At 58.2% G+C, this 18,138-nt stretch carries 16 protein-coding genes; 4 read left to right on the top strand and 12 right to left on the bottom strand.

Annotated features, from left to right (window positions below):
• Positions 1-39: 39 nt before the first annotated feature.
• From lpxD to rpsB, 11 genes are all read right to left on the bottom strand, one after another.
• Positions 40-1,095, bottom strand: a complete 1,056-nt coding sequence (gene lpxD, locus AC54XV_RS07495) for a UDP-3-O-(3-hydroxymyristoyl)glucosamine N-acyltransferase (RefSeq protein ID WP_011266978.1) — start codon at positions 1,093-1,095, stop codon at positions 40-42.
• A 2-nt stretch (positions 1,096-1,097) separates the two neighbouring features.
• Positions 1,098-1,601 (bottom strand): OmpH/Skp family outer membrane protein, encoded by a 504-nt coding sequence (locus AC54XV_RS07490; RefSeq protein ID WP_003314303.1) that lies wholly within the window; start codon positions 1,599-1,601, stop codon positions 1,098-1,100.
• A gap of 45 nt (positions 1,602-1,646) precedes the next feature.
• Positions 1,647-4,022, bottom strand: coding sequence for an outer membrane protein assembly factor BamA (gene bamA / locus AC54XV_RS07485; RefSeq protein ID WP_011266976.1), 2,376 nt, complete (start codon positions 4,020-4,022; stop codon positions 1,647-1,649).
• Positions 4,023-4,096: 74 nt separating this feature from the next.
• On the bottom strand, positions 4,097-5,449 hold the full coding sequence (gene rseP / locus AC54XV_RS07480) for a sigma E protease regulator RseP (protein WP_004406254.1): 1,353 nt from the start codon (positions 5,447-5,449) through the stop codon (positions 4,097-4,099).
• A 117-nt stretch (positions 5,450-5,566) separates the two neighbouring features.
• Entirely contained in the window at positions 5,567-6,757 is a 1,191-nt protein-coding gene (gene ispC, locus AC54XV_RS07475; protein ID WP_032656425.1) for a 1-deoxy-D-xylulose-5-phosphate reductoisomerase, read from the bottom strand.
• Positions 6,754-7,569, bottom strand: coding sequence for a phosphatidate cytidylyltransferase (locus AC54XV_RS07470; RefSeq protein ID WP_003415535.1), 816 nt, complete (start codon positions 7,567-7,569; stop codon positions 6,754-6,756). The genes ispC and AC54XV_RS07470 overlap by 4 nt, the downstream gene beginning before the upstream one ends.
• Entirely contained in the window at positions 7,569-8,324 is a 756-nt protein-coding gene (gene uppS, locus AC54XV_RS07465; protein WP_003314296.1) for a polyprenyl diphosphate synthase, read from the bottom strand. The genes AC54XV_RS07470 and uppS overlap by 1 nt, the downstream gene beginning before the upstream one ends.
• A gap of 16 nt (positions 8,325-8,340) precedes the next feature.
• Positions 8,341-8,898 (bottom strand): ribosome recycling factor, encoded by a 558-nt coding sequence (frr, locus tag AC54XV_RS07460; RefSeq protein WP_004657953.1) that lies wholly within the window; start codon positions 8,896-8,898, stop codon positions 8,341-8,343.
• Positions 8,898-9,638 (bottom strand): UMP kinase, encoded by a 741-nt coding sequence (gene pyrH, locus AC54XV_RS07455; RefSeq protein ID WP_003339591.1) that lies wholly within the window; start codon positions 9,636-9,638, stop codon positions 8,898-8,900. Before pyrH ends, frr begins: the two co-directional genes overlap by 1 nt.
• Positions 9,639-9,843: 205 nt before the next feature.
• Positions 9,844-10,707: a translation elongation factor Ts gene (gene tsf, locus AC54XV_RS07450; protein WP_003415531.1), complete on the bottom strand. Its 864-nt coding sequence runs from the start codon at positions 10,705-10,707 to the stop codon at positions 9,844-9,846.
• 190 nt (positions 10,708-10,897) lie between these two features.
• Positions 10,898-11,641 carry a 30S ribosomal protein S2 gene (gene rpsB / locus AC54XV_RS07445; RefSeq protein ID WP_003314293.1) on the bottom strand — a complete coding sequence of 248 codons (744 nt, stop codon included), beginning with the start codon at positions 11,639-11,641 and terminating at the stop codon, positions 10,898-10,900.
• Positions 11,642-11,954: 313 nt separating this feature from the next.
• On the opposite strand from rpsB, the gene map reads away from it, so the two are divergent.
• The 4 genes from map (at position 11,955) to AC54XV_RS07425 (ending at position 17,724) form a co-directional block, all read left to right on the top strand.
• Positions 11,955-12,737, top strand: coding sequence for a type I methionyl aminopeptidase (map, locus tag AC54XV_RS07440; protein WP_011266973.1), 783 nt, complete (start codon positions 11,955-11,957; stop codon positions 12,735-12,737).
• Between the two features lie 65 nt (positions 12,738-12,802).
• Positions 12,803-15,499, top strand: coding sequence for a [protein-PII] uridylyltransferase (locus AC54XV_RS07435; RefSeq protein WP_004406260.1), 2,697 nt, complete (start codon positions 12,803-12,805; stop codon positions 15,497-15,499).
• 51 nt (positions 15,500-15,550) lie between these two features.
• A complete protein-coding gene (gene dapC, locus AC54XV_RS07430; protein ID WP_004406264.1) occupies positions 15,551-16,744 on the top strand; it encodes a succinyldiaminopimelate transaminase in 1,194 nt (397 codons plus the stop codon).
• Between the two features lie 131 nt (positions 16,745-16,875).
• Positions 16,876-17,724: a matrixin family metalloprotease gene (locus AC54XV_RS07425; RefSeq protein ID WP_164920454.1), complete on the top strand. Its 849-nt coding sequence runs from the start codon at positions 16,876-16,878 to the stop codon at positions 17,722-17,724.
• 92 nt (positions 17,725-17,816) lie between these two features.
• On the opposite strand, the gene AC54XV_RS07420 is transcribed toward AC54XV_RS07425, so the two are convergent.
• Positions 17,817-18,047: a hypothetical protein gene (locus tag AC54XV_RS07420; protein ID WP_024639899.1), complete on the bottom strand. Its 231-nt coding sequence runs from the start codon at positions 18,045-18,047 to the stop codon at positions 17,817-17,819.
• Between the last annotated feature and the right edge of the window lie 91 nt (positions 18,048-18,138).

The raw sequence follows: 18,138 nt of genomic DNA, 5'->3' as shown, positions 1-18,138 counted from the left end.
GCAGTTTATCGACTGAGCACGCTTGATATTAAAAAGGTATCAGCCATCAGATGAGCGATTATCAGCGCAGGTCACCGTCTCTATGGCCTTTTCAAGCTTTTGCAGACGTCGCGCCATATCATCGATCTTGCGCAGACGAGCTGCACTCTTGCGCCACTCGGCGGCCGGCTGCATGGCCGTACCGGACGAGTACGAACCCGGCTCGGTGATGGAATGCGTCACCATCGTCATGCCGGTGATGAAAACGCCATCGCAAATCTCGATATGCCCCACCAGACCGACACCTCCAGCCAGCATGCAATGCTTGCCGATTTTGGTGCTTCCGGAAATGCCGACACACGCAGCCATCGCCGTGTGGTCGCCAATCTGAACGTTGTGAGCAATCTGAATCTGGTTATCCAGTTTCACGCCATTGCCGATGCGCGTGTCAGCCAGTGCACCGCGATCGATCGCCGTATTGACGCCAACCTCGACGTCATCACCGAGGGTGACGCCACCGATCTGTGCAACCTTGTGGTAGATACCTTTATCCTGGGCAAAGCCAAAGCCTTCGCCACCCAGCACAGCACCCGACTGGATGACCACGCGCTTGCCAATGCGCACATCGTGGTAAAGCGTTACCCGCGGGGCCAGCCAGCCGCCTTCACCGATCTCGCAGCGAGCGCCGATGAAGCAGTGAGCACCGATGGTGACACCTGCTGCAATGCGCACACCGCTCTCGATCACAGCAAAAGCGCCAATGCTGGCAGCAGGATCAATCAGTGCATCTGCGGCAATCACTGCCGTCGGATGAACGCCTGCGCTACTTTTAGGCTTGGGATCGAAAAAATGCGAAATGCGTGCGTAGGCCAGATAAGTATCAGGAACCACCAGCGCATTACCGGCGTAACCGTCGGCGTCTGCAGGTTTGAGCAGCACGGCAGTGGCCTGGGTATCGACCAGCAATTTACGGTACTTGGGATTTGCCAGGAAACTGACTTGACCAGGGCCGGCCTCTTGCAAAGTGGCCAGCCCGGTGATTTCGATATCCTTGTCGCCACGTAACGTGGCACCAAGGAACTCGGCCAACTGGCCGAGCTTGATGGTTATGCTCATGGTTACTTCAGCTGGTTCATGCGCTCGATGACCTGGCGAGTCACGTCATACTGTGGCTTGACGTCGATCACCGCACCGCGCTCGAAGACCAGGTCGAAACCACCTTTCTTGATGACTTCTTCTACAGCCTGATCCAGCTTCGGCTTCAACTGCTTGAGCATTTCGCGGTCAGCAACGGCCTTGGCTTCGTTCAGTTCCTTGGACTGGAACTGGAAATCACGGGCCTTTTGCTTGAACTCAAGCTCCAGACGCTCGCGCTCAGGCTGAGCCATCTTGTCGCCACCGCTGACCAGACGATCCTGAATACCCTTGGCGCTGCTTTCCAGGCTTTTCAGCTTGGTCAGTTGCGGGCCGAACTTCTTCTCGGCGTCCACTGCGTAACGCTTGGCAGCGTCCGATTCCAGCAGGGCCATCTGATAGTTCAGTACCGCAATTTTCATGTCGGCAAATGCAGGGCTGGCGACCAGTACGGTGGCCAGCATTACCAGTTGAGTCAACTTACGCACAATACAACTCCTACAAAATTCGTTGCGTTATCAAAGACCAGACGCTTAGAAGGTCTGACCCAGGGAGAATTGGAAGACCTGAGTTTCTGCTTCGTCATCCGGCTTCTTGATCGGCATCGCCAGAGCAAAGCTCAAAGGACCGAGCGCAGTGATCCAGGTGACGCCGATACCCACCGAGCTGGCCATGCCGGAAAGGTCGATGTCGTTGCATTCGACTTTCTTGCCTGACGCGCTTGTTCTGGTCGAGTCGCACTTGGTATCGAAGACATTACCCACGTCCCAGAAAACAGACGTCCGCAAGGAGCGCTGATCCTTGACGAATGGCAGCGGGAACATGACTTCTACGCCACCCTGAACCAGAGCGTTACCGCCGAACGGCAGTGGATCCTGATCCGGGTCCGCCAATGTGCCCGGCTTGGAGCCATTACTTGGCGTACTGCGCGGACCAAGGGTGCTGTCCTTGAAGCCACGTACCGAGTTGAAGCCACCGGCGTAGTAGTTCTCGTAGAACGGCAGACCCGAGGTCGAACCATAGCCGTCGCCATAACCCAGCTCGGTGTGCAGGCGCAGAGTGTAGTTATCAGTGATCGGGTGGAAGTACTGGGCACGGTAATCCAGCTTGAAGAACGACAGGTCGCTACCCGGCAAGGTGGATTCGAACACCAGGCTTTGCGAGTGACCACGGGTCGCCAGAACACCCTTGTTCAGAGTCGATTCAGACCAGCCAACCGAGCCCTTGAAGTTCAGGTACTTGTCGCCTTCCTTCTCGACGAAGTCGAAAATCTCGTCAACGGTGTACTTGCCGGTCTTGATCTCGTCCTGCTGCACGGTCAGACCGTAGGTCAGGCGCGAGGTCTCGCTGATCGGGTAGCCAAGGTTGATACCGGCACCCAGGCTGTCAACCGCATAGCTTGCAACATCAACGTCAAGGTCATCGTAGTTGGTGGTGCGGTAGAACGCGCTGTAACCCAGGCTGACACCGTCCGGCGTGTAGTACGGATCGACGTAGCTGAAGTTGTAACGGCTCTGGTATTCGCTGCGGGTCAGGCCGATGCTGACCTTGTTACCGGTACCCAGGAAGTTGTTCTGGCTGATCGAACCACCAAGGATCAGACCGGCACTTTGCGCAAAGCCGACACTGGCGGTGATCGAACCGGACGCCTGCTCTTCAACGGCGTAGTTCACATCGACCTGATCGTCGGTGCCAGGAACAGGTGGCGTTTCGACGTTGACTTCCTTGAAGAAGCCCAGACGGTCCAGACGGGTTTTCGACTGGTCGATCAGGTAGGTCGATGCCCAGCCGCCTTCCATCTGGCGCATTTCGCGACGCAGCACTTCGTCTTCCGACTTGGTGTTGCCGCGGTAGTTGATACGGTTGACGTAGGCACGCTTGCCCGGGTCGACGACGAAGGTGATATCGACCGTGTGGTCTTCGTTGTTCGGTGTCGGCACGCCGTTGACGTTGGCGAAGGTATAGCCTTCGTTACCCAGACGGCGGGTGATCAGTTCGGACGTCGTGGTCATGACCTTGCGCGAGAACACCTGGCCCGGCTGCACCAGCAACAGGGATTTGACCTGATCTTCAGGGACCTTCAGGTCACCGCTGAGCTTGACCGACTTGACGCTGTACTTCTCGCCTTCATTGATGTTGACGGTGATGTACACGTTCTTCTTGTCGGGCGTGATCGACACCTGGGTCGAGGCGATATCCATGTTGATATAGCCGCGATCGAGGTAGTACGAACGCAGGCGCTCAAGGTCACCCGACAGCTTTTCACGGGCGTACTTGTCGTCATTCTTGAAGAACGACAGCCAGTTGCTGGTCTTGAGCTCGAACAGGTCGGTCAGGTCTTCGTCGGAGAAGACCTTGTTACCCACCACGTTGATGTGCTGAATGGAGGCTACGGTGCCTTCATTGATGTTGATCTTCAGGCCTACGCGGTTGCGCGGCTGAGGAACAACCTCGGCGTCAACCTCGGCAGAGTAACGGCCCTGGGCAACGTATTGACGTTGCAGCTCGTTACGCACGCCTTCGAGGGTGGCACGCTGGAAAATCTCACCTTCGGCCAGACCGGACTGTTTCAGCCCCTTCATCAGGTCCTCGGTGGAAATGGCCTTGTTACCCTCGATTTCGATACTCGCAACCGAAGGGCGCTCGACGACGTTGATGACGAGCACGTTGCCGTCGCGACCCAGCTGGATATCTTGAAAGAAACCGGTTTTAAACAGCGAACGGGTAGCATCGACCAAACGACCATCGTCCGCCTGCTCGCCTACGTTCAGCGGCAGTGCGCCAAAGACACTGCCGGCGGAAACCCGCTGCAGGCCGTTGACACGGATATCGGAGATGGTGAAGGACTCGGCGTGAACTTCAGCGATCATCAGTGCGGAAAGAACCGCAGTTAGCAGCAGACGTTTCATGAAGTCCTTTCTTATTCCAACTGGCAATAAACAAACTGCCGCAAAATGCGGCAGATTCGCAACTCGGCAACGCTTTACAGTCGGCCCAGATCGTTGACCAGCGCGAGCAACATTACGCCCACTACCAGACTGATACCGATCTGCGCCCCCCAACCTTGAACCTTTTCCGAAAGGGGACGACCACGCGCCCACTCGATCAGATAAAACAGCAAATGCCCCCCGTCCAGGACGGGAATGGGCAGCAGATTCAGAACACCCAGGCTAATACTCAGATAAGCGAGGAAGTTCAGAAAATCTCCGATGCCCGACTGGGCCGAAGCGCCCGCCACTTTAGCAATGGTTATCGGTCCACTCAAGTTTTTTACCGAGAGCTCGCCGAACAACATTTTCTTCAGCGAGTCCAGGGTCAGCACACTCATGTTCCAGGTGCGCTTCACACCCTCGGCCATCGCCGCGAAAGGCCCGTAGCTGACCTCGCGCAGCATTTCCGGTGGCCAATCGACAGCTTTCACACCAGCCCCCAGGTAACCCGCGGCAGCCTTGCCCTCGCCCTTGGCCGCGAGGGTCACCGGCACGTCCATTTGCACCCCGTCGCGCTCGATGCGCAGCGAAATCTTCGCTTCGGGACGCTCGCGCACCCGATCGACAACCTGTTGCCACTCATCGAGCGGCTGACCGTCCATCGCAACGAGACGATCACCCGTTTTGAGCCCTGCGCTCTGCGCCGGACCTTTCGGATCGATTTCCGCCAGCACCGGCAACAGCGCCGGACGCCAAGGGCGAATACCCAGCGACTTGATCGGATCAGGCTCTTCTGCGCCTCTCAGCCAGTCACTCAGTACCAACTGACGAGACGTGTCGACCGTAGAACCCTGGTCCCTGACTTTCAACGCGATGGTACCGCTTTCACCCAGACGGCGGACCAGTTGCAGATTGACCCCGGCCCAACCCGAAGTAGGCTCGCCATCGACAGCGACGATTTCCTGTCCGGCCGTCAGGCCAGCCTGCTGGGCGATGCTTCCGGACTCGACTGCGCCGATAACGGGGCGCACCTGCTCGCTGCCCATCATCGCCAGCACCCAGAAAAATGCGATAGCCAGGATGAAATTGGCAGTCGGGCCGGCAATCACGATCGCGATGCGCTGCCCTACTGTCTTGCGGTTGAACGACTGGTCAGCGAGTTCGGGCGGAACATTGCCTTCGCGCTCGTCGAGCATCTTCACATAGCCGCCCAGAGGAATGGCAGCGACGACGTACTCGGTGCCCTGCCGATCATGCCAGCGCAGCAGAGGCGTGCCGAAGCCTACCGAGAAACGCAGCACCTTGACGCCACAGCGGCGCGCCACCCAGAAGTGGCCGAATTCGTGGAAGGTCACCAGCACACCCAGAGCAATCAGGGTGCCGAGAATCATGTATAAAGCGCTCATCAGCCTTCTCCGGGTACCGACTGGTCGGCCAGTGTGTTAATCATTGCAGGCCTCCAGGCCCGCCGTTGACGCGCCACATCAACCCTTTCACTCACATCCTGACGGGTTGTCAGATCACTATCGCCCGTGTCTTTCAAGCCATTGGCCCGCCAGCAAACGCGCCTTTGCATCGGCGGCGAACACCGCTTCGAGCCCTTCGACCGCGGTGACAGGCTCATGATCCAGAACCTCTTCGATAATACCGGCGATTTCCAGGTAGCGGATACGCCCATCGAGGAATGCCGCGACGGCCACTTCATTGGCCGCGTTGAGCATGGCAGGTGCACTGCCTCCAGCCTCTGCCGCCTGTCGGGCCAGCCGCAGACAGGGGAATCGCTCCTCGTCCGGCGCCTGAAAATCAAGCTGGCCGATACGAAACAGGTCGAGTGGCGCAACGCCAGAGTCTACACGCGCAGGCCATGCCAATGCATTGGCGATGGGCGTACGCATGTCGGGATTGCCCAATTGAGCCAGCACCGAGCCATCGACATAATCGACCAGCGAGTGGATCACGCTTTGCGGGTGAATGACCACCTCGACCTGATCCGGCCGCGCATCGAACAGCCAGCAGGCTTCGATGAGCTCAAGCCCCTTGTTCATCATGGTTGCCGAATCGACGGAGATCTTGCGCCCCATCGACCAGACCGGATGGGCACAGGCCTGCTCCGGCGTGACATTGTGCAACTGCTCCAGCGGCGTTTCGCGAAACGGCCCGCCCGAGGCAGTCAACATGATCCGCCGGACGCCAACGGCACCCAGCCCGCGAGCGAAATCGCCGGGCAGGCACTGGAAGATCGCATTGTGCTCGCTGTCTATGGGCAACAGCACAGCGCCATTTTGCCGAACAGCCTGCATGAACAGGGCGCCGGACATGACCAGCGCTTCCTTGTTGGCCAGCAATACCTTCTTGCCCGCCTGTACCGCAGCCAGCGTCGGGCGCAAGCCGGCAGCCCCGACAATAGCGGCCATGACTGCATCGACCCGAGGGTCTGCGGCCACTTCGCACAGACCGCCCTCGCCGACCAGCACCCGGGTATCGAGCCCGGCCGCTGCCAGGTCGTCCTGCAATTTGCGAGCGACCACCTGATCCGGCACTACGGCGTACTGCGGTGTGTGCCTGATGCACAAGGCCAGCAATTCATCCAGACGACTGAAGCCTGTGAGCGCGAACACTTGATAAAGCGCTGGATGACGGGCAACCACGTCCAGAGTGCTCAGCCCTATGGAACCGGTTGCGCCCAGAATGGTGATTTGTTGCGGAGCACTCACATGACACCCCAGTCAGCGGCCCAGAGCAGAACGGCAAATACCGGAATGGCCGCCGTCAGGCTGTCGATGCGGTCCAGTACCCCGCCGTGTCCAGGCAGCAGATTGCTGCTGTCCTTGACCCCGGACTGGCGCTTGAACATGCTTTCGGTCAGGTCGCCAATCACCGAGATGAATACGATCACCGCCGCACCAAAGAGCGCCGCGATGAACTGCGCAACCGTCCAGTCGCGGGAAAAACCTACTGCTGCGGTGATGCCCAGACTGACCACCAGACCTCCATATACGCCCTCCCAGCTCTTGCCCGGGCTCACCTTGGGCGCCAGCTTGCGCTTGCCAAAAGCCTTGCCGGAGAAATAAGCGCCGATGTCGGCGGCCCAGACCAGCACCATCACCGACAGAATCAACCAGTTACCCAGTGGCCACTGCTTGATCAGGACCAGACCCTGCCATGCAGGCAGCAGAATCAGAAGGCCGATGACCAGCTTGCACGCTGCACTTGCCCAGTGACTGCTGGAGTCCGGATAGGTAAGGACCAGAAAGGTCGCCACACCCCACCAGATGACGGCAGCAACCAGCACCCAGGGCTCCAGCCCTGGCAGCAGGTACATGAGGAAAAGCAGAACAGCGACCACAGCCGCATAGCCGATACGCATCGACTGCGCGGCAAAACCTGCGAGCCGCGCCCATTCCCAGGCACCCAGAACGACGACGACCCCGATGAACAGGGCGAAGTACATGCCGGTCAGCAGGAAAAACCCGCACAAGGCGATCGGCAACAGAATGAGTGCCGTGATGATCCGTTGTTTCAGCATTAAGCCCGGGCTCCAGCTTCTACCTGTTCGCTGGTTTTACCGAAGCGACGTTGGCGAGAAGCGAAATCTGCCAGCGCGGCGCGCATGGCATCGTGTTTGAAGTCCGGCCAGAACAGGTCGGAGAAGTACAGCTCGGCGTAGGCCAGCTGCCAAAGCAGAAAATTGCTGATGCGGTGTTCGCCGCCGGTGCGGATGCACAGATCCGGCAACGGCAGGTCGCCGGTGGCCAGGCAGGTCTGCAACAACTGAGGAGTAATGTCCTCCGGCTGCAAGTGCCCGGCCTGAACCTCACGCGCCAGCCGCTGGGCAGCCTGCGCGATGTCCCACTGCCCACCGTAGTTGGCAGCGATCTGCAGCACGAAACGGCTGTTGCCGGAGGTGCGCACTTCCGCCTCGCGCATGGCAGCCTGAAGCTCAGGATGAAAGCGTGAGCGGTCGCCGATAATTCGCAGGCTGATCTCGTTTTCGTTCAGGCGCTTGGTTTCACGGCGCAGCGCCGTAAAAAACAGCTCCATCAACGCACCCACCTCTTCGGCCGGGCGCTGCCAGTTTTCACTGGAGAACGCGAACAGTGTCAGCACTTCGACCCGCGCTTCGGCGCAGACCTCGATAACGGCCCGCACGGCATCGACGCCGGCCTTATGGCCTGCAACGCCTGGCAGCAGGCGCTTCTTGGCCCAGCGATTATTACCATCCATGATAATCGCAACATGGCGCGGCACCGAAGACGGCACGGCCGGTTTTATCTTTTCCATGAAAGCGTCCGAAACCTTAAACAGCCATCAGATCGGCTTCTTTCTGCTTGACCGCAACTTCGATTTCCGCCACGAACTTGTCAGTCAGCTTCTGTACGTCGTCAGCCGCACGACGCTCTTCGTCTTCGCTGATTTCCTTCTCCTTGACCAGGTCTTTCAACTGGCTCAAGGCGTCACGGCGGATGTTACGGACGGCCACACGGGCATCTTCTGCAGCATCGCGCGCCTGCTTGGTGAAGCCCTTACGGGTTTCTTCGGTCAGCGCCGGCATGGAGATCAGCAGCAACTCACCCAGGTTGGTCGGATTGAAGCCCAGACCGGAGCTCTGGATGGCCTTGTCGACAGCAGCGAGCATGTTGCGCTCGAACGCCACGACCTGAAGGGTACGCGAGTCCTTGACGGTCACGTTGGCCACCTGGCTCAGCGGGGTATCGGCGCCGTAGTAAGGAACCATCACACCACCCAGGATGCTCGGATGCGCCTTGCCGGTACGGATACGGGTGAAGGCATGGGTCAGCGACTCCAGACTCTTCTGCATACGGGTCTGAGCATCTTTCTTGATTTCGTTGATCATTATTGTGCTTCCTCGATCAGGGTCCCTTCAGCGCCACCATGGACGATATTCAGAAGGGCACCCGGCTTGTTCATGTTGAAGACGCGCAATGGCATCTTGTGATCGCGACACAGGCAGATTGCGGTCAGATCCATCACACCCAGCTTGCGATCCAGCACTTCATCGTAGGTCAGATGATCGAACTTCTCGGCATTCGGGTCCTTGAACGGATCTGCGGTGTACACACCATCCACCTTGGTGGCCTTGAGCACTACATCGGCGTCGATCTCGATCGCGCGCAGGCAGGCAGCCGAATCGGTGGTAAAGAACGGATTACCGGTGCCGGCGGCAAAAATCACCACTTCCTTGGCGCTGAGATGGCGCATGGCCTTACGGCGATCATAATGATCGGTCACACCCACCATGGAAATGGCCGACATCACGATGGCAGTGATATTAGCGCGCTCCAGCGCATCGCGCATTGCCAGGGCGTTCATCACAGTGGCCAGCATGCCCATGTGATCGCCTGTCACCCGATCCATGCCCGCAGCACTCAAGGCCGCGCCACGGAACAGGTTGCCGCCGCCAATCACCAGACCGACCTGAACGCCGATACCGACCAGCTGGCCGACTTCCAGCGCCATGCGATCCAGCACCTTCGGGTCGATGCCGAACTCTTCCGAGCCCATGAGGGCCTCACCGCTAAGCTTGAGTAGAATGCGTTTATAGCGAGCCTGATAACCACTGCCCTGCTGAGCCATTGCGAATCTCTCCTGCGGCGTTTTCTGAAAAAAATCTGTGCGGGCTATTTCAAGCCTGCGCTTACTTTAGCTTGACGCTTTGCGCGCGTCGGGAGAATGCAGCCTTGTGAGCACAATCTCCAAGGAAAATTTCCTTTTCCCTTTCGACAAAGAGGCCGCACGCGTGAGCGGGCAGCCTCTTTGGGGCGACAGTTGAAAAACCGTCTTACTGCTTGGCGGCAGCCAGTTGAGCAGCCACTTCGTCAGCGAAGTTATCAACTGGCTTCTCGATGCCGTCGCCTACTTTGAAGTAGGTGAAGGAAACGATTTCAGCGCCGGCTTTCTTGGCCAGATCACCGACCTTGACTTCCGGGTTCTTGACGAAGGCTTGCTCAACCAGGCTGGCTTCTGCCAGGAACTTGGTGATACGACCGCCAACCATTTTTTCAACGATTTCAGCTGGCTTGCCTTTGATCTTGTCTTCGTTCAGTTGCAGGAAGACATTCTTCTCGCGCTCGATCGCTTCGGCAGAAACTTCCGAAGGGAACAGGAACTCTGGGTTGCTTGCCGCGACGTGCATGGCGATATCCTTGGCCAGCTCGACGTCGCCACCTTTAAGGGTAACAACCACGCCGATCTTGTTGCCGTGCAGGTAAGTACCTACGACGTCACCTTCGATACGCTTCAAGCGACGGATGTTGACGTTTTCGCCAACCTTGCCGACCAGTACCAGACGTGCAGCTTCCTGAGCTTCGATCAACGGAGCGACATCAGTCAGCTTGTCAGCGAAGGCTTTTTCGACGCTTGCAGCAACGAAAGCCTTGAAGTCGTCCTGCAGGGCCAGGAAGTCGGTCTGCGAGTTGACTTCGATGATGACAGCAGCCTTGCCGTCGTCCTTGATAGCGATAGCGCCTTCAGCAGCCACGTTGCCTGCTTTCTTGGCGGCCTTGATGGCGCCGGAAGCACGCATGTCGTCGATTGCTTTTTCGATGTCGCCGCCAGCCTTGGTCAAGGCCTTTTTGCAATCCATCATGCCTTCGCCGGTACGCTCGCGCAGTTCTTTGACCAACGCTGCAGTAATCTCTGCCATTTCAAAATCCTCTTGGATAGGTCTTCAACCATTCCACCCGACAGGCCGGGCGTGCAATTCTTGAAAAATCAGGGTGGCAGCAACACATGACAGCGAGGTCATGGCTACAGACCGACAAATCATTTCCTAGGTGGCAAAAAGGGGGCTAAGCCCCCTTTTCGCGTACTGAGTAAACGCCAGGCGTTTGTACTCAGCCTTCTACAGCAGCTGCAGCTGGAGCTTCTTCGACGAAGACGTCGGTGCCGCCAGCAACATTGTTACGACCACGGATAACAGCATCAGCCATCGAACCCATGTACAGCTGGATGGCGCGGATTGCGTCATCGTTGCCAGGGATGATGTAGTCAACGCCTTCCGGGCTGCTGTTGGTATCGACGACGCCGATAACCGGGATGCCCAGCTTGTTGGCTTCGGTGATCGCGATGCGCTCGTGATCAACGTCGATAACGAACAGAGCGTCCGGCAGACCGCCCATGTCCTTGATACCACCCAGGCTGCGATCCAGTTTTTCCAGATCACGGGTACGCATCAGGGCTTCTTTCTTGGTCAGCTTGGCGAAAGTACCGTCTTCAGCCTGTACTTCCAGCTCGCGCAGACGCTTGATCGACTGACGGATGGTCTTGAAGTTGGTCAGCATGCCGCCCAACCAGCGATGGTCGACGTACGGCGAACCGCAACGTGCTGCTTCTTCAGCAACGATCTTGCCAGCGGAACGCTTGGTGCCGACGAACAGAATCTTGTTTTTGCCCGAAGCCAGGCGCTCAACGAAAGTCAGCGCTTCGTTGAACATAGGCAGGGTTTTTTCAAGGTTGATGATGTGAATCTTGTTACGCGCGCCGAAAATGTATTTACCCATTTTCGGATTCCAGTAACGGGTCTGGTGACCGAAGTGGCAACCAGCCTTCAGCATATCGCGCATATTGACTTGGGACATAAATAGTTCCTTGATAAGTCGGGTTAGGCCTCCACGTATCCCAATGACCAACCAATGGCATCTGCCAAGGGCACCCAGGTCATCGTGTCGACACGTGTGTGGGTTTGTGCTTCAAGGACGGACCTTGGAAAGCGGCGCATTTTATATCATAAAAGGGAAGAGAACGGAACTCCCATCAAGTGCTTGTTTTGCGGTGACTTTGCAGTTGCATGGACGGCCTATAGAAGGAAGCGATGATTACCCGGCACCGGTGGTCTGATAGAATTGCGCCTTTGCGCACCCACCGCGTGCCTGCCACGCCGAGAGAATTCGTATGACCATCACCCTCAAAACCCCGGAAGACATCGAGAAGATGCGCATCGCCGGTCGCCTGGCCGCCGATGTTCTGGAAATGATAGCGCCGTACGTCAAGCCCGGTGTGACCACCGAAGAGCTGGACCGCCTTTGCCATGACTATATTGTCAACGAACAGAAGGCGATCCCGGCCCCGCTGAACTACAAGGGCTTTCCCAAATCGATCTGCACCTCGATCAACCAGGTGGTCTGCCACGGTATCCCGAGCGACAAGAAGCTGAAGGACGGTGACTCGCTGAACATCGACGTTACCGTCATCAAGGACGGCTACCATGGCGACACCAGCAGGATGTTCCATGTCGGCACCGTTCCGGTATGGGCCGAGCGCCTGTCGAAGGTAACTCAGGAGTGCCTGTACAAGGCCATCGAAATCGTCAAACCCGGCACTCGCCTGGGTGACATCGGTGCCGTCATCCAGAAACACGCTGAAAAGAACGGCTTCTCCGTGGTTCGTGAGTTCTGCGGCCATGGCATCGGCAAGGTGTTTCATGAAGAGCCGCAGGTGATGCACTTTGGCGAGGCCGGAACCGGTATCGAGTTGCAGGAAGGCATGACCTTCACCATCGAACCGATGATCAACCAGGGTCGCCCTGAAACCAAGATTCTCGGCGATGGCTGGACGGCGATCACCAAGGACCGCAAGCTCTCGGCGCAATGGGAGCACACGCTGCTGGTGACCGCTGACGGTTACGAAATCTTCACCTTGCGCAGCGATGACACCATTGCCCAAAAGGCTCCCTGACCCGATCATGCCTGGCTGAACGCCCGCCCGTCACTTGCACAGCCCGACACGAGGAATACTGCTCAATGCCGCAAGTAGATCCAGACTTGTTCGATCGAGGCCAGTTCCAGGCCGAACTGGCCTTGAAAGCCAGCCCCATCGCTGCGTTCAAGAAGGCCATCCGCCGAGCGAGAGACGTCCTTGATGAGCGCTTCAGGTCGGGCCGTGACATTCGACGACTGATCGAGGACCGGGCATGGTTTGTCGATAACATCCTGCAAAAGGCCTGGGATCAGTTCGAATGGAGTGAAGACGCCGATATCGCGCTTCTGGCAGTGGGTGGCTACGGGCGCGGCGAGCTGCATCCTTACTCGGACATCGATCTGCTGATCCTGCTGGACAGCGATGACCACGAAGTTTTCCGCGAGCCCATCGAGCGGTTTCTGACCCTGCTATGGGACATCGGCCTGGAAGTCGGACAAAGCGTACGCTCGGTCAACGAGTGCGCACAGGAAGGCCGCGCCGACCTGACCGTGATCACCAATCTGATGGAAAGTCGCACCATCGCCGGCCCCGAACACCTGCGCCAGCGCATGCTGGAGGTCACCAGCACCGAGCATATGTGGCCGAGCAAGGAGTTTTTCCTCGCCAAACACGCGGAACAGAAAAAACGCCACCACAAGTACAACGACACCGAATACAACCTGGAACCCAACGTCAAGGGCTCTCCGGGTGGCCTGCGCGATATTCAGACCATCCTCTGGGTCGCGCGGCGCCAGTACGGCACGCTGAACCTGCATGCACTGGCAGGCGAAGGCTTCCTGCTGGGCAGCGAAAACGCTCTGCTCGCCTCCTCCCAGGAGTTTTTGTGGAAAGTGCGTTACGCGCTGCACATGCTGGCCGGACGCTCCGAAGACCGGCTTCTGTTCGATTATCAGGTACGCATCGCCGGGTTGCTGGGCTATGAAGACAATGATGCCAAGCTGGCCATAGAGCGCTTCATGCAGAAGTACTACCGGGTGGTCATGAGCATCGCCGAACTCAGCGATCTGATCATCCAGCATTTCGAAGAAGTGATTCTTTCCGACGACAGCGGCACACCACAGCCGATCAATTCACGCTTTCAGCTGCACGATGGCTATATAGAAGCCACCCACCCGAACGTCTTCAAGCGCACCCCGTTTGCCATGATCGAAATCTTCGTGCTCATGGCCCAGCATCCGGAAATAAAGGGTGTACGTGCCGACACCATTCGCTTGCTGCGTGAACATCGGCACCTGATCAACGACGAGTTCCGCAACGATATTCGCAACACCAGCCTGTTCATCGAGTTGTTCAAGTGCGAAATAGGCATTCATCGCAACCTGCGGCGGATGAACCGCTACGGCATTCTCGGCCTGTACCTGCCGGAGTTCGGCCATATCGTCGGTCAGATGCAGCATGACCTGTTTCACATCTATACCGTCGATGCGCACACGCTGAATCTGATCAAGCACCTGCGCAAGCTGCAATACACCGAAGTGTCCGAGAAATTTCCGCTGGCCAGCAAGATCATGGGCCGCCTGCCCAAGCCGGAGCTGATCTACCTGGCCGGGCTTTATCACGACATCGGCAAGGGTCGTGGCGGTGATCACTCGGAGCTGGGCGCCATCGATGCGCAGGCGTTCGGTGCGCGCCATCATCTGCCTGCCTGGGACACCCGGCTTATTGTCTGGCTGGTGAGCAACCACCTGGTGATGTCGACCACCGCCCAGCGCAAGGACCTTTCCGATCCGCAGGTCATCCACGACTTTGCCCAGTTCGTGGGCGACGAAGTGCATCTGGATTATCTGTATGTGCTGACCGTCGCCGACATCAACGCGACCAATCCGACGCTCTGGAACTCATGGCGCGCCAGCCTGTTGCGTCAGCTGTACACCGAGACCAAGCGGGCCTTGCGCCGCGGCCTGGAAAACCCGGTCGACCGCGAAGAACAGATTCGCCGCACACAGACTGCCGCACTGGATATTCTGGTACGCAACGGCACCGATCCTGATGACGTCGAGCAACTCTGGTCAGCACTGGGCGATGATTACTTCCTGCGCCACACCGCCGGCGACGTGGCCTGGCATAGCGATGCGATTCTGCAGCAACCAGCCGACGGCGGTCCGCTGGTGCTGATCAAGGAAACCACGCAGCGTGAATTCGAGGGCGGCACGCAGATCTTCATTTACGCCCCGGATCAGCATGACTTCTTCGCGGTTACCGTGGCGGCGATGGACCAGCTGAACCTGAACATTCACGACGCACGCATTATCACTTCCAGCAGCAAATTCACACTCGACACCTACATCGTCCTCGACCATGAGGGCGGTTCGATCGGCAACAACCCGGAGCGCATTCAGGACATCCGCGAAGGCCTGACCGAAGCCCTGCGCAACCCGGATGATTACCCGACAATCATCAAGCGCCGCGTGCCACGTCAGCTCAAGCACTTTGCCTTCGCACCGCAAGTCACCATTCATAACGACGCCCAGCGTCCGGTGACGGTACTCGAGTTGCTGGCACCGGACCGTCCAGGCCTGCTGGCGCGCATCGGCAAGATCTTCCTGGAGTTCGACCTGTCCCTGCAGAACGCCAAGATTGCAACGCTGGGCGAGCGCGTGGAAGACGTGTTCTTCATCACCGACGCCAACAATCACCCGCTGTCCGATCCACAACTGTGCCGCCAGTTGCAGGATGCGATCGTCAAGCAACTGAGCGTCAACTCAGAGCCGGGCAACGATTTGCGGATCAGCATATGAATACTCGGCCATACGAATCGACTCAACGCAGCTCATTGAGGAACACGTTCCATGAATAACGCCATGCAACTGCTTCAGCCTTACCCTTTCGAGAAGCTGCGCGCCTTGCTGGCCGGCGTGACACCCAACCCGGAAAAGCGTCCGGTAGCACTGTCCATCGGCGAACCGAAGCACCGCTCTCCCGATTTCGTTGCCAAAGCACTGGCAGACAACCTCGATCAGATGGCGGTTTACCCGACCACGCTGGGTATTCCTGCGCTGCGCGAAGCCATTGCCGGCTGGTGCAGCCGTCGATTCGGCGTGCCACAGGGCTGGATCGATCCGGCGCGCAATGTATTACCGGTCAACGGCACGCGCGAAGCGCTGTTCGCCTTCACCCAGACCGTAGTCAATCGCAGTGATGACGGCCTGGTGATCAGCCCGAATCCGTTTTACCAGATCTATGAAGGCGCCGCGTTTCTGGCCGGAGCCCAACCGCACTACCTGCCCTGCCTGAGCGATAACGGGTTCAATCCCGATTTCGATGCCGTCAGCCCGGACATCTGGAAGCGTTGCCAGATCCTCTTTCTGTGCTCACCAGGCAACCCGACCGGGGCGCTGATTCCGGTTGAAACCCTGAAAAAGCTCATCGCCCTGGCCGACGAACATGACTTTGTCATTGCTGCGGACGAGTGCTACAGCGAGCTGTACTTCGATGAGCAGACCCCGCCGCCGGGCCTGCTCAGCGCCTGCGTCGAGCTGGGCCGCGAGGATTTCAAACGCTGCGTGGTCTTCCACAGCCTGTCCAAGCGCTCCAATCTGCCGGGCCTGCGCTCAGGTTTTGTGGCGGGTGACGCCCAGATCCTCAAGGCCTTCCTGCTGTATCGCACCTATCACGGCTGCGCCATGCCGGTTCAGACTCAACTGGCCAGCATCGCCGCCTGGAATGATGAGGAGCACGTACGCGCCAACCGTGATCTGTACCGGGAAAAGTTCGCTGCGGTGCTCGACATCCTGACCCCGGTGCTCGACGTTCAACGCCCGGACGGCGGCTTTTACCTGTGGCCGAACGTCGGTACCGATGACGCTGCATTTTGCCGCGATCTGTTCGTCGATCAGCACGTCACTGCAGTACCGGGCTCGTACCTTTCCCGCGAAGTGGATGGCGTCAACCCTGGCGCAGGCCGGGTGCGTCTTGCGCTCGTGGCCCCGTTGGCCGAATGCATCGAAGCGGCCGAACGTATCCGCGCATTCCTGAGCAAGTAAAAGCCGAATCCAAAAAAATCGTCCCGCCGCATGCAATGTGCGGCGGGGTAATTAGTTACCACCTCCAGCCCCCTGCGTGAACGTACCCTCACCCTTCATTTTTAATGCTTCCAGACACGAAGCGAACTACCATGAAGGCCACTCCCATGACCGCACCCGCTGTTACCCAAGGCGTAAAACTGCCCGCATCCTGCTGCATGCGCAGCGCTGGAAATCACCAGGCTTCGTATGATGCAGCGATTCGCGAAAACCCCGCCAACGCGCCGATCACCCCTGCTTACCCATCGGAAACCGGCGCCGACACCAGCCAGTCAGGTCGCCAGGCGCGCCTGCTGGTTTCGTTCAGCAAATACTGGGCTCGCGGGCGAACCCTGAAAGTTCTTTTTTTGAAGAATCCTCCTGCCAGCCTGACAGCACCCATCGTCGAGGCCGCCCGCAAGTGGCTGCCGCACATAAACCTGAAATTCGAGTTCGTGACGGACGGGGCGAGTGATATCCGAATTGGCTTCAATGAACACCTGAACTGGAGCGCCATAGGCACCGATACCCTGCTGGCCGGACCTGATGAGGCTACGATGGAGTTCAACCTAAAAGAGCTGTACACGGCGGACCTGAAGCCGATGCCGGAATTGACGCGCATCGTACTGCATGAATTCGGGCACGCCTTGGGCGCGGTTCACGAGCATCAGCATCCACAGGCAAACATCCCCTGGAACGAGCCGCTCTTGCGCTCACTGCTTTCGCAAACCGGGTTGAGTGACGAAGAGATCAATACCAATTTTTTCGACAGGTACGAGGCCGCAGACTTCCACTACTCGGCTTACGACCGTGATTCGGTCATGCATTTCGATATCCCCAACGGCCTGACCCTCGGCGACTTCGAGATCATCAATGTGGGCAAGACACTCAGCAGCAATGACATCGCCGTGATGGGCGCTATCTACGCGGACCGTGGCAACTCGAAATTTGAAACGCTCTGACGGAGAGCGTCCTGACACGTGTTGATCATGCGGCAATCAACAGCGCGCCATACGTCCCCAACGAGTGGCGTGACCGCCCGAAAAAGTGCTGACTACTGTCGGGTCCGCAGCTTTTCAGCCACCCAGCCGACTGCCCAGCTGACGGGGTCATGAGACTGCATGGGCAGCAACGGCTTTCCTTCACGGGCAGCCAGCCGGCCCTGAGCTTCGGCTTCACCGTGAATCCAGATGGTACTTTGCTTGAATCCCTCGGCACGTTGACGCTCCCTGTAATAACGTTGCCGGACAAGCGCATCCTGACGCTTCTTCTCTTGCTCAGACATAACGCACCCAAACTTCAAATGACGGGTAATAATTGCCCGCTGCAGCCAGCGACTCAAGCGTGAGCGGGTGAAGTTTTCTTAATGATGGTTA

It is taken from the genome of Pseudomonas fragariae (ex Marin et al. 2024), from assembly GCF_059621105.1.
The sequence above is the reverse complement of the archived record's forward strand: the minus strand, read 5'-3'. Positions and strand labels throughout refer to the sequence as shown.

What these genes read in the sequence shown, in the direction of transcription:
- lpxD (WP_011266978.1), bottom strand. Translation starts at nt 1,095, where the DNA reads ATGAGCATAACCATCAAGCTCGGCCAGTTGGCCGAGTTCCTTGGTGCC.
- bamA (WP_011266976.1), bottom strand. Translation starts at nt 4,022, where the DNA reads ATGAAACGTCTGCTGCTAACTGCGGTTCTTTCCGCACTGATGATCGCT.
- rseP (WP_004406254.1), bottom strand. Translation starts at nt 5,449, where the DNA reads ATGAGCGCTTTATACATGATTCTCGGCACCCTGATTGCTCTGGGTGTG.
- AC54XV_RS07470 (WP_003415535.1), bottom strand. Translation starts at nt 7,569, where the DNA reads ATGCTGAAACAACGGATCATCACGGCACTCATTCTGTTGCCGATCGCC.
- uppS (WP_003314296.1), bottom strand. Translation starts at nt 8,324, where the DNA reads ATGGAAAAGATAAAACCGGCCGTGCCGTCTTCGGTGCCGCGCCATGTT.
- frr (WP_004657953.1), bottom strand. Translation starts at nt 8,898, where the DNA reads ATGATCAACGAAATCAAGAAAGATGCTCAGACCCGTATGCAGAAGAGT.
- pyrH (WP_003339591.1), bottom strand. Translation starts at nt 9,638, where the DNA reads ATGGCTCAGCAGGGCAGTGGTTATCAGGCTCGCTATAAACGCATTCTA.
- tsf (WP_003415531.1), bottom strand. Translation starts at nt 10,707, where the DNA reads ATGGCAGAGATTACTGCAGCGTTGGTCAAAGAACTGCGCGAGCGTACC.
- rpsB (WP_003314293.1), bottom strand. Translation starts at nt 11,641, where the DNA reads ATGTCCCAAGTCAATATGCGCGATATGCTGAAGGCTGGTTGCCACTTC.
- map (WP_011266973.1), top strand. Translation starts at nt 11,955, where the DNA reads ATGACCATCACCCTCAAAACCCCGGAAGACATCGAGAAGATGCGCATC.
- AC54XV_RS07435 (WP_004406260.1), top strand. Translation starts at nt 12,803, where the DNA reads ATGCCGCAAGTAGATCCAGACTTGTTCGATCGAGGCCAGTTCCAGGCC.
- dapC (WP_004406264.1), top strand. Translation starts at nt 15,551, where the DNA reads ATGAATAACGCCATGCAACTGCTTCAGCCTTACCCTTTCGAGAAGCTG.
- AC54XV_RS07425 (WP_164920454.1), top strand. Translation starts at nt 16,876, where the DNA reads ATGAAGGCCACTCCCATGACCGCACCCGCTGTTACCCAAGGCGTAAAA.
- AC54XV_RS07420 (WP_024639899.1), bottom strand. Translation starts at nt 18,047, where the DNA reads ATGTCTGAGCAAGAGAAGAAGCGTCAGGATGCGCTTGTCCGGCAACGT.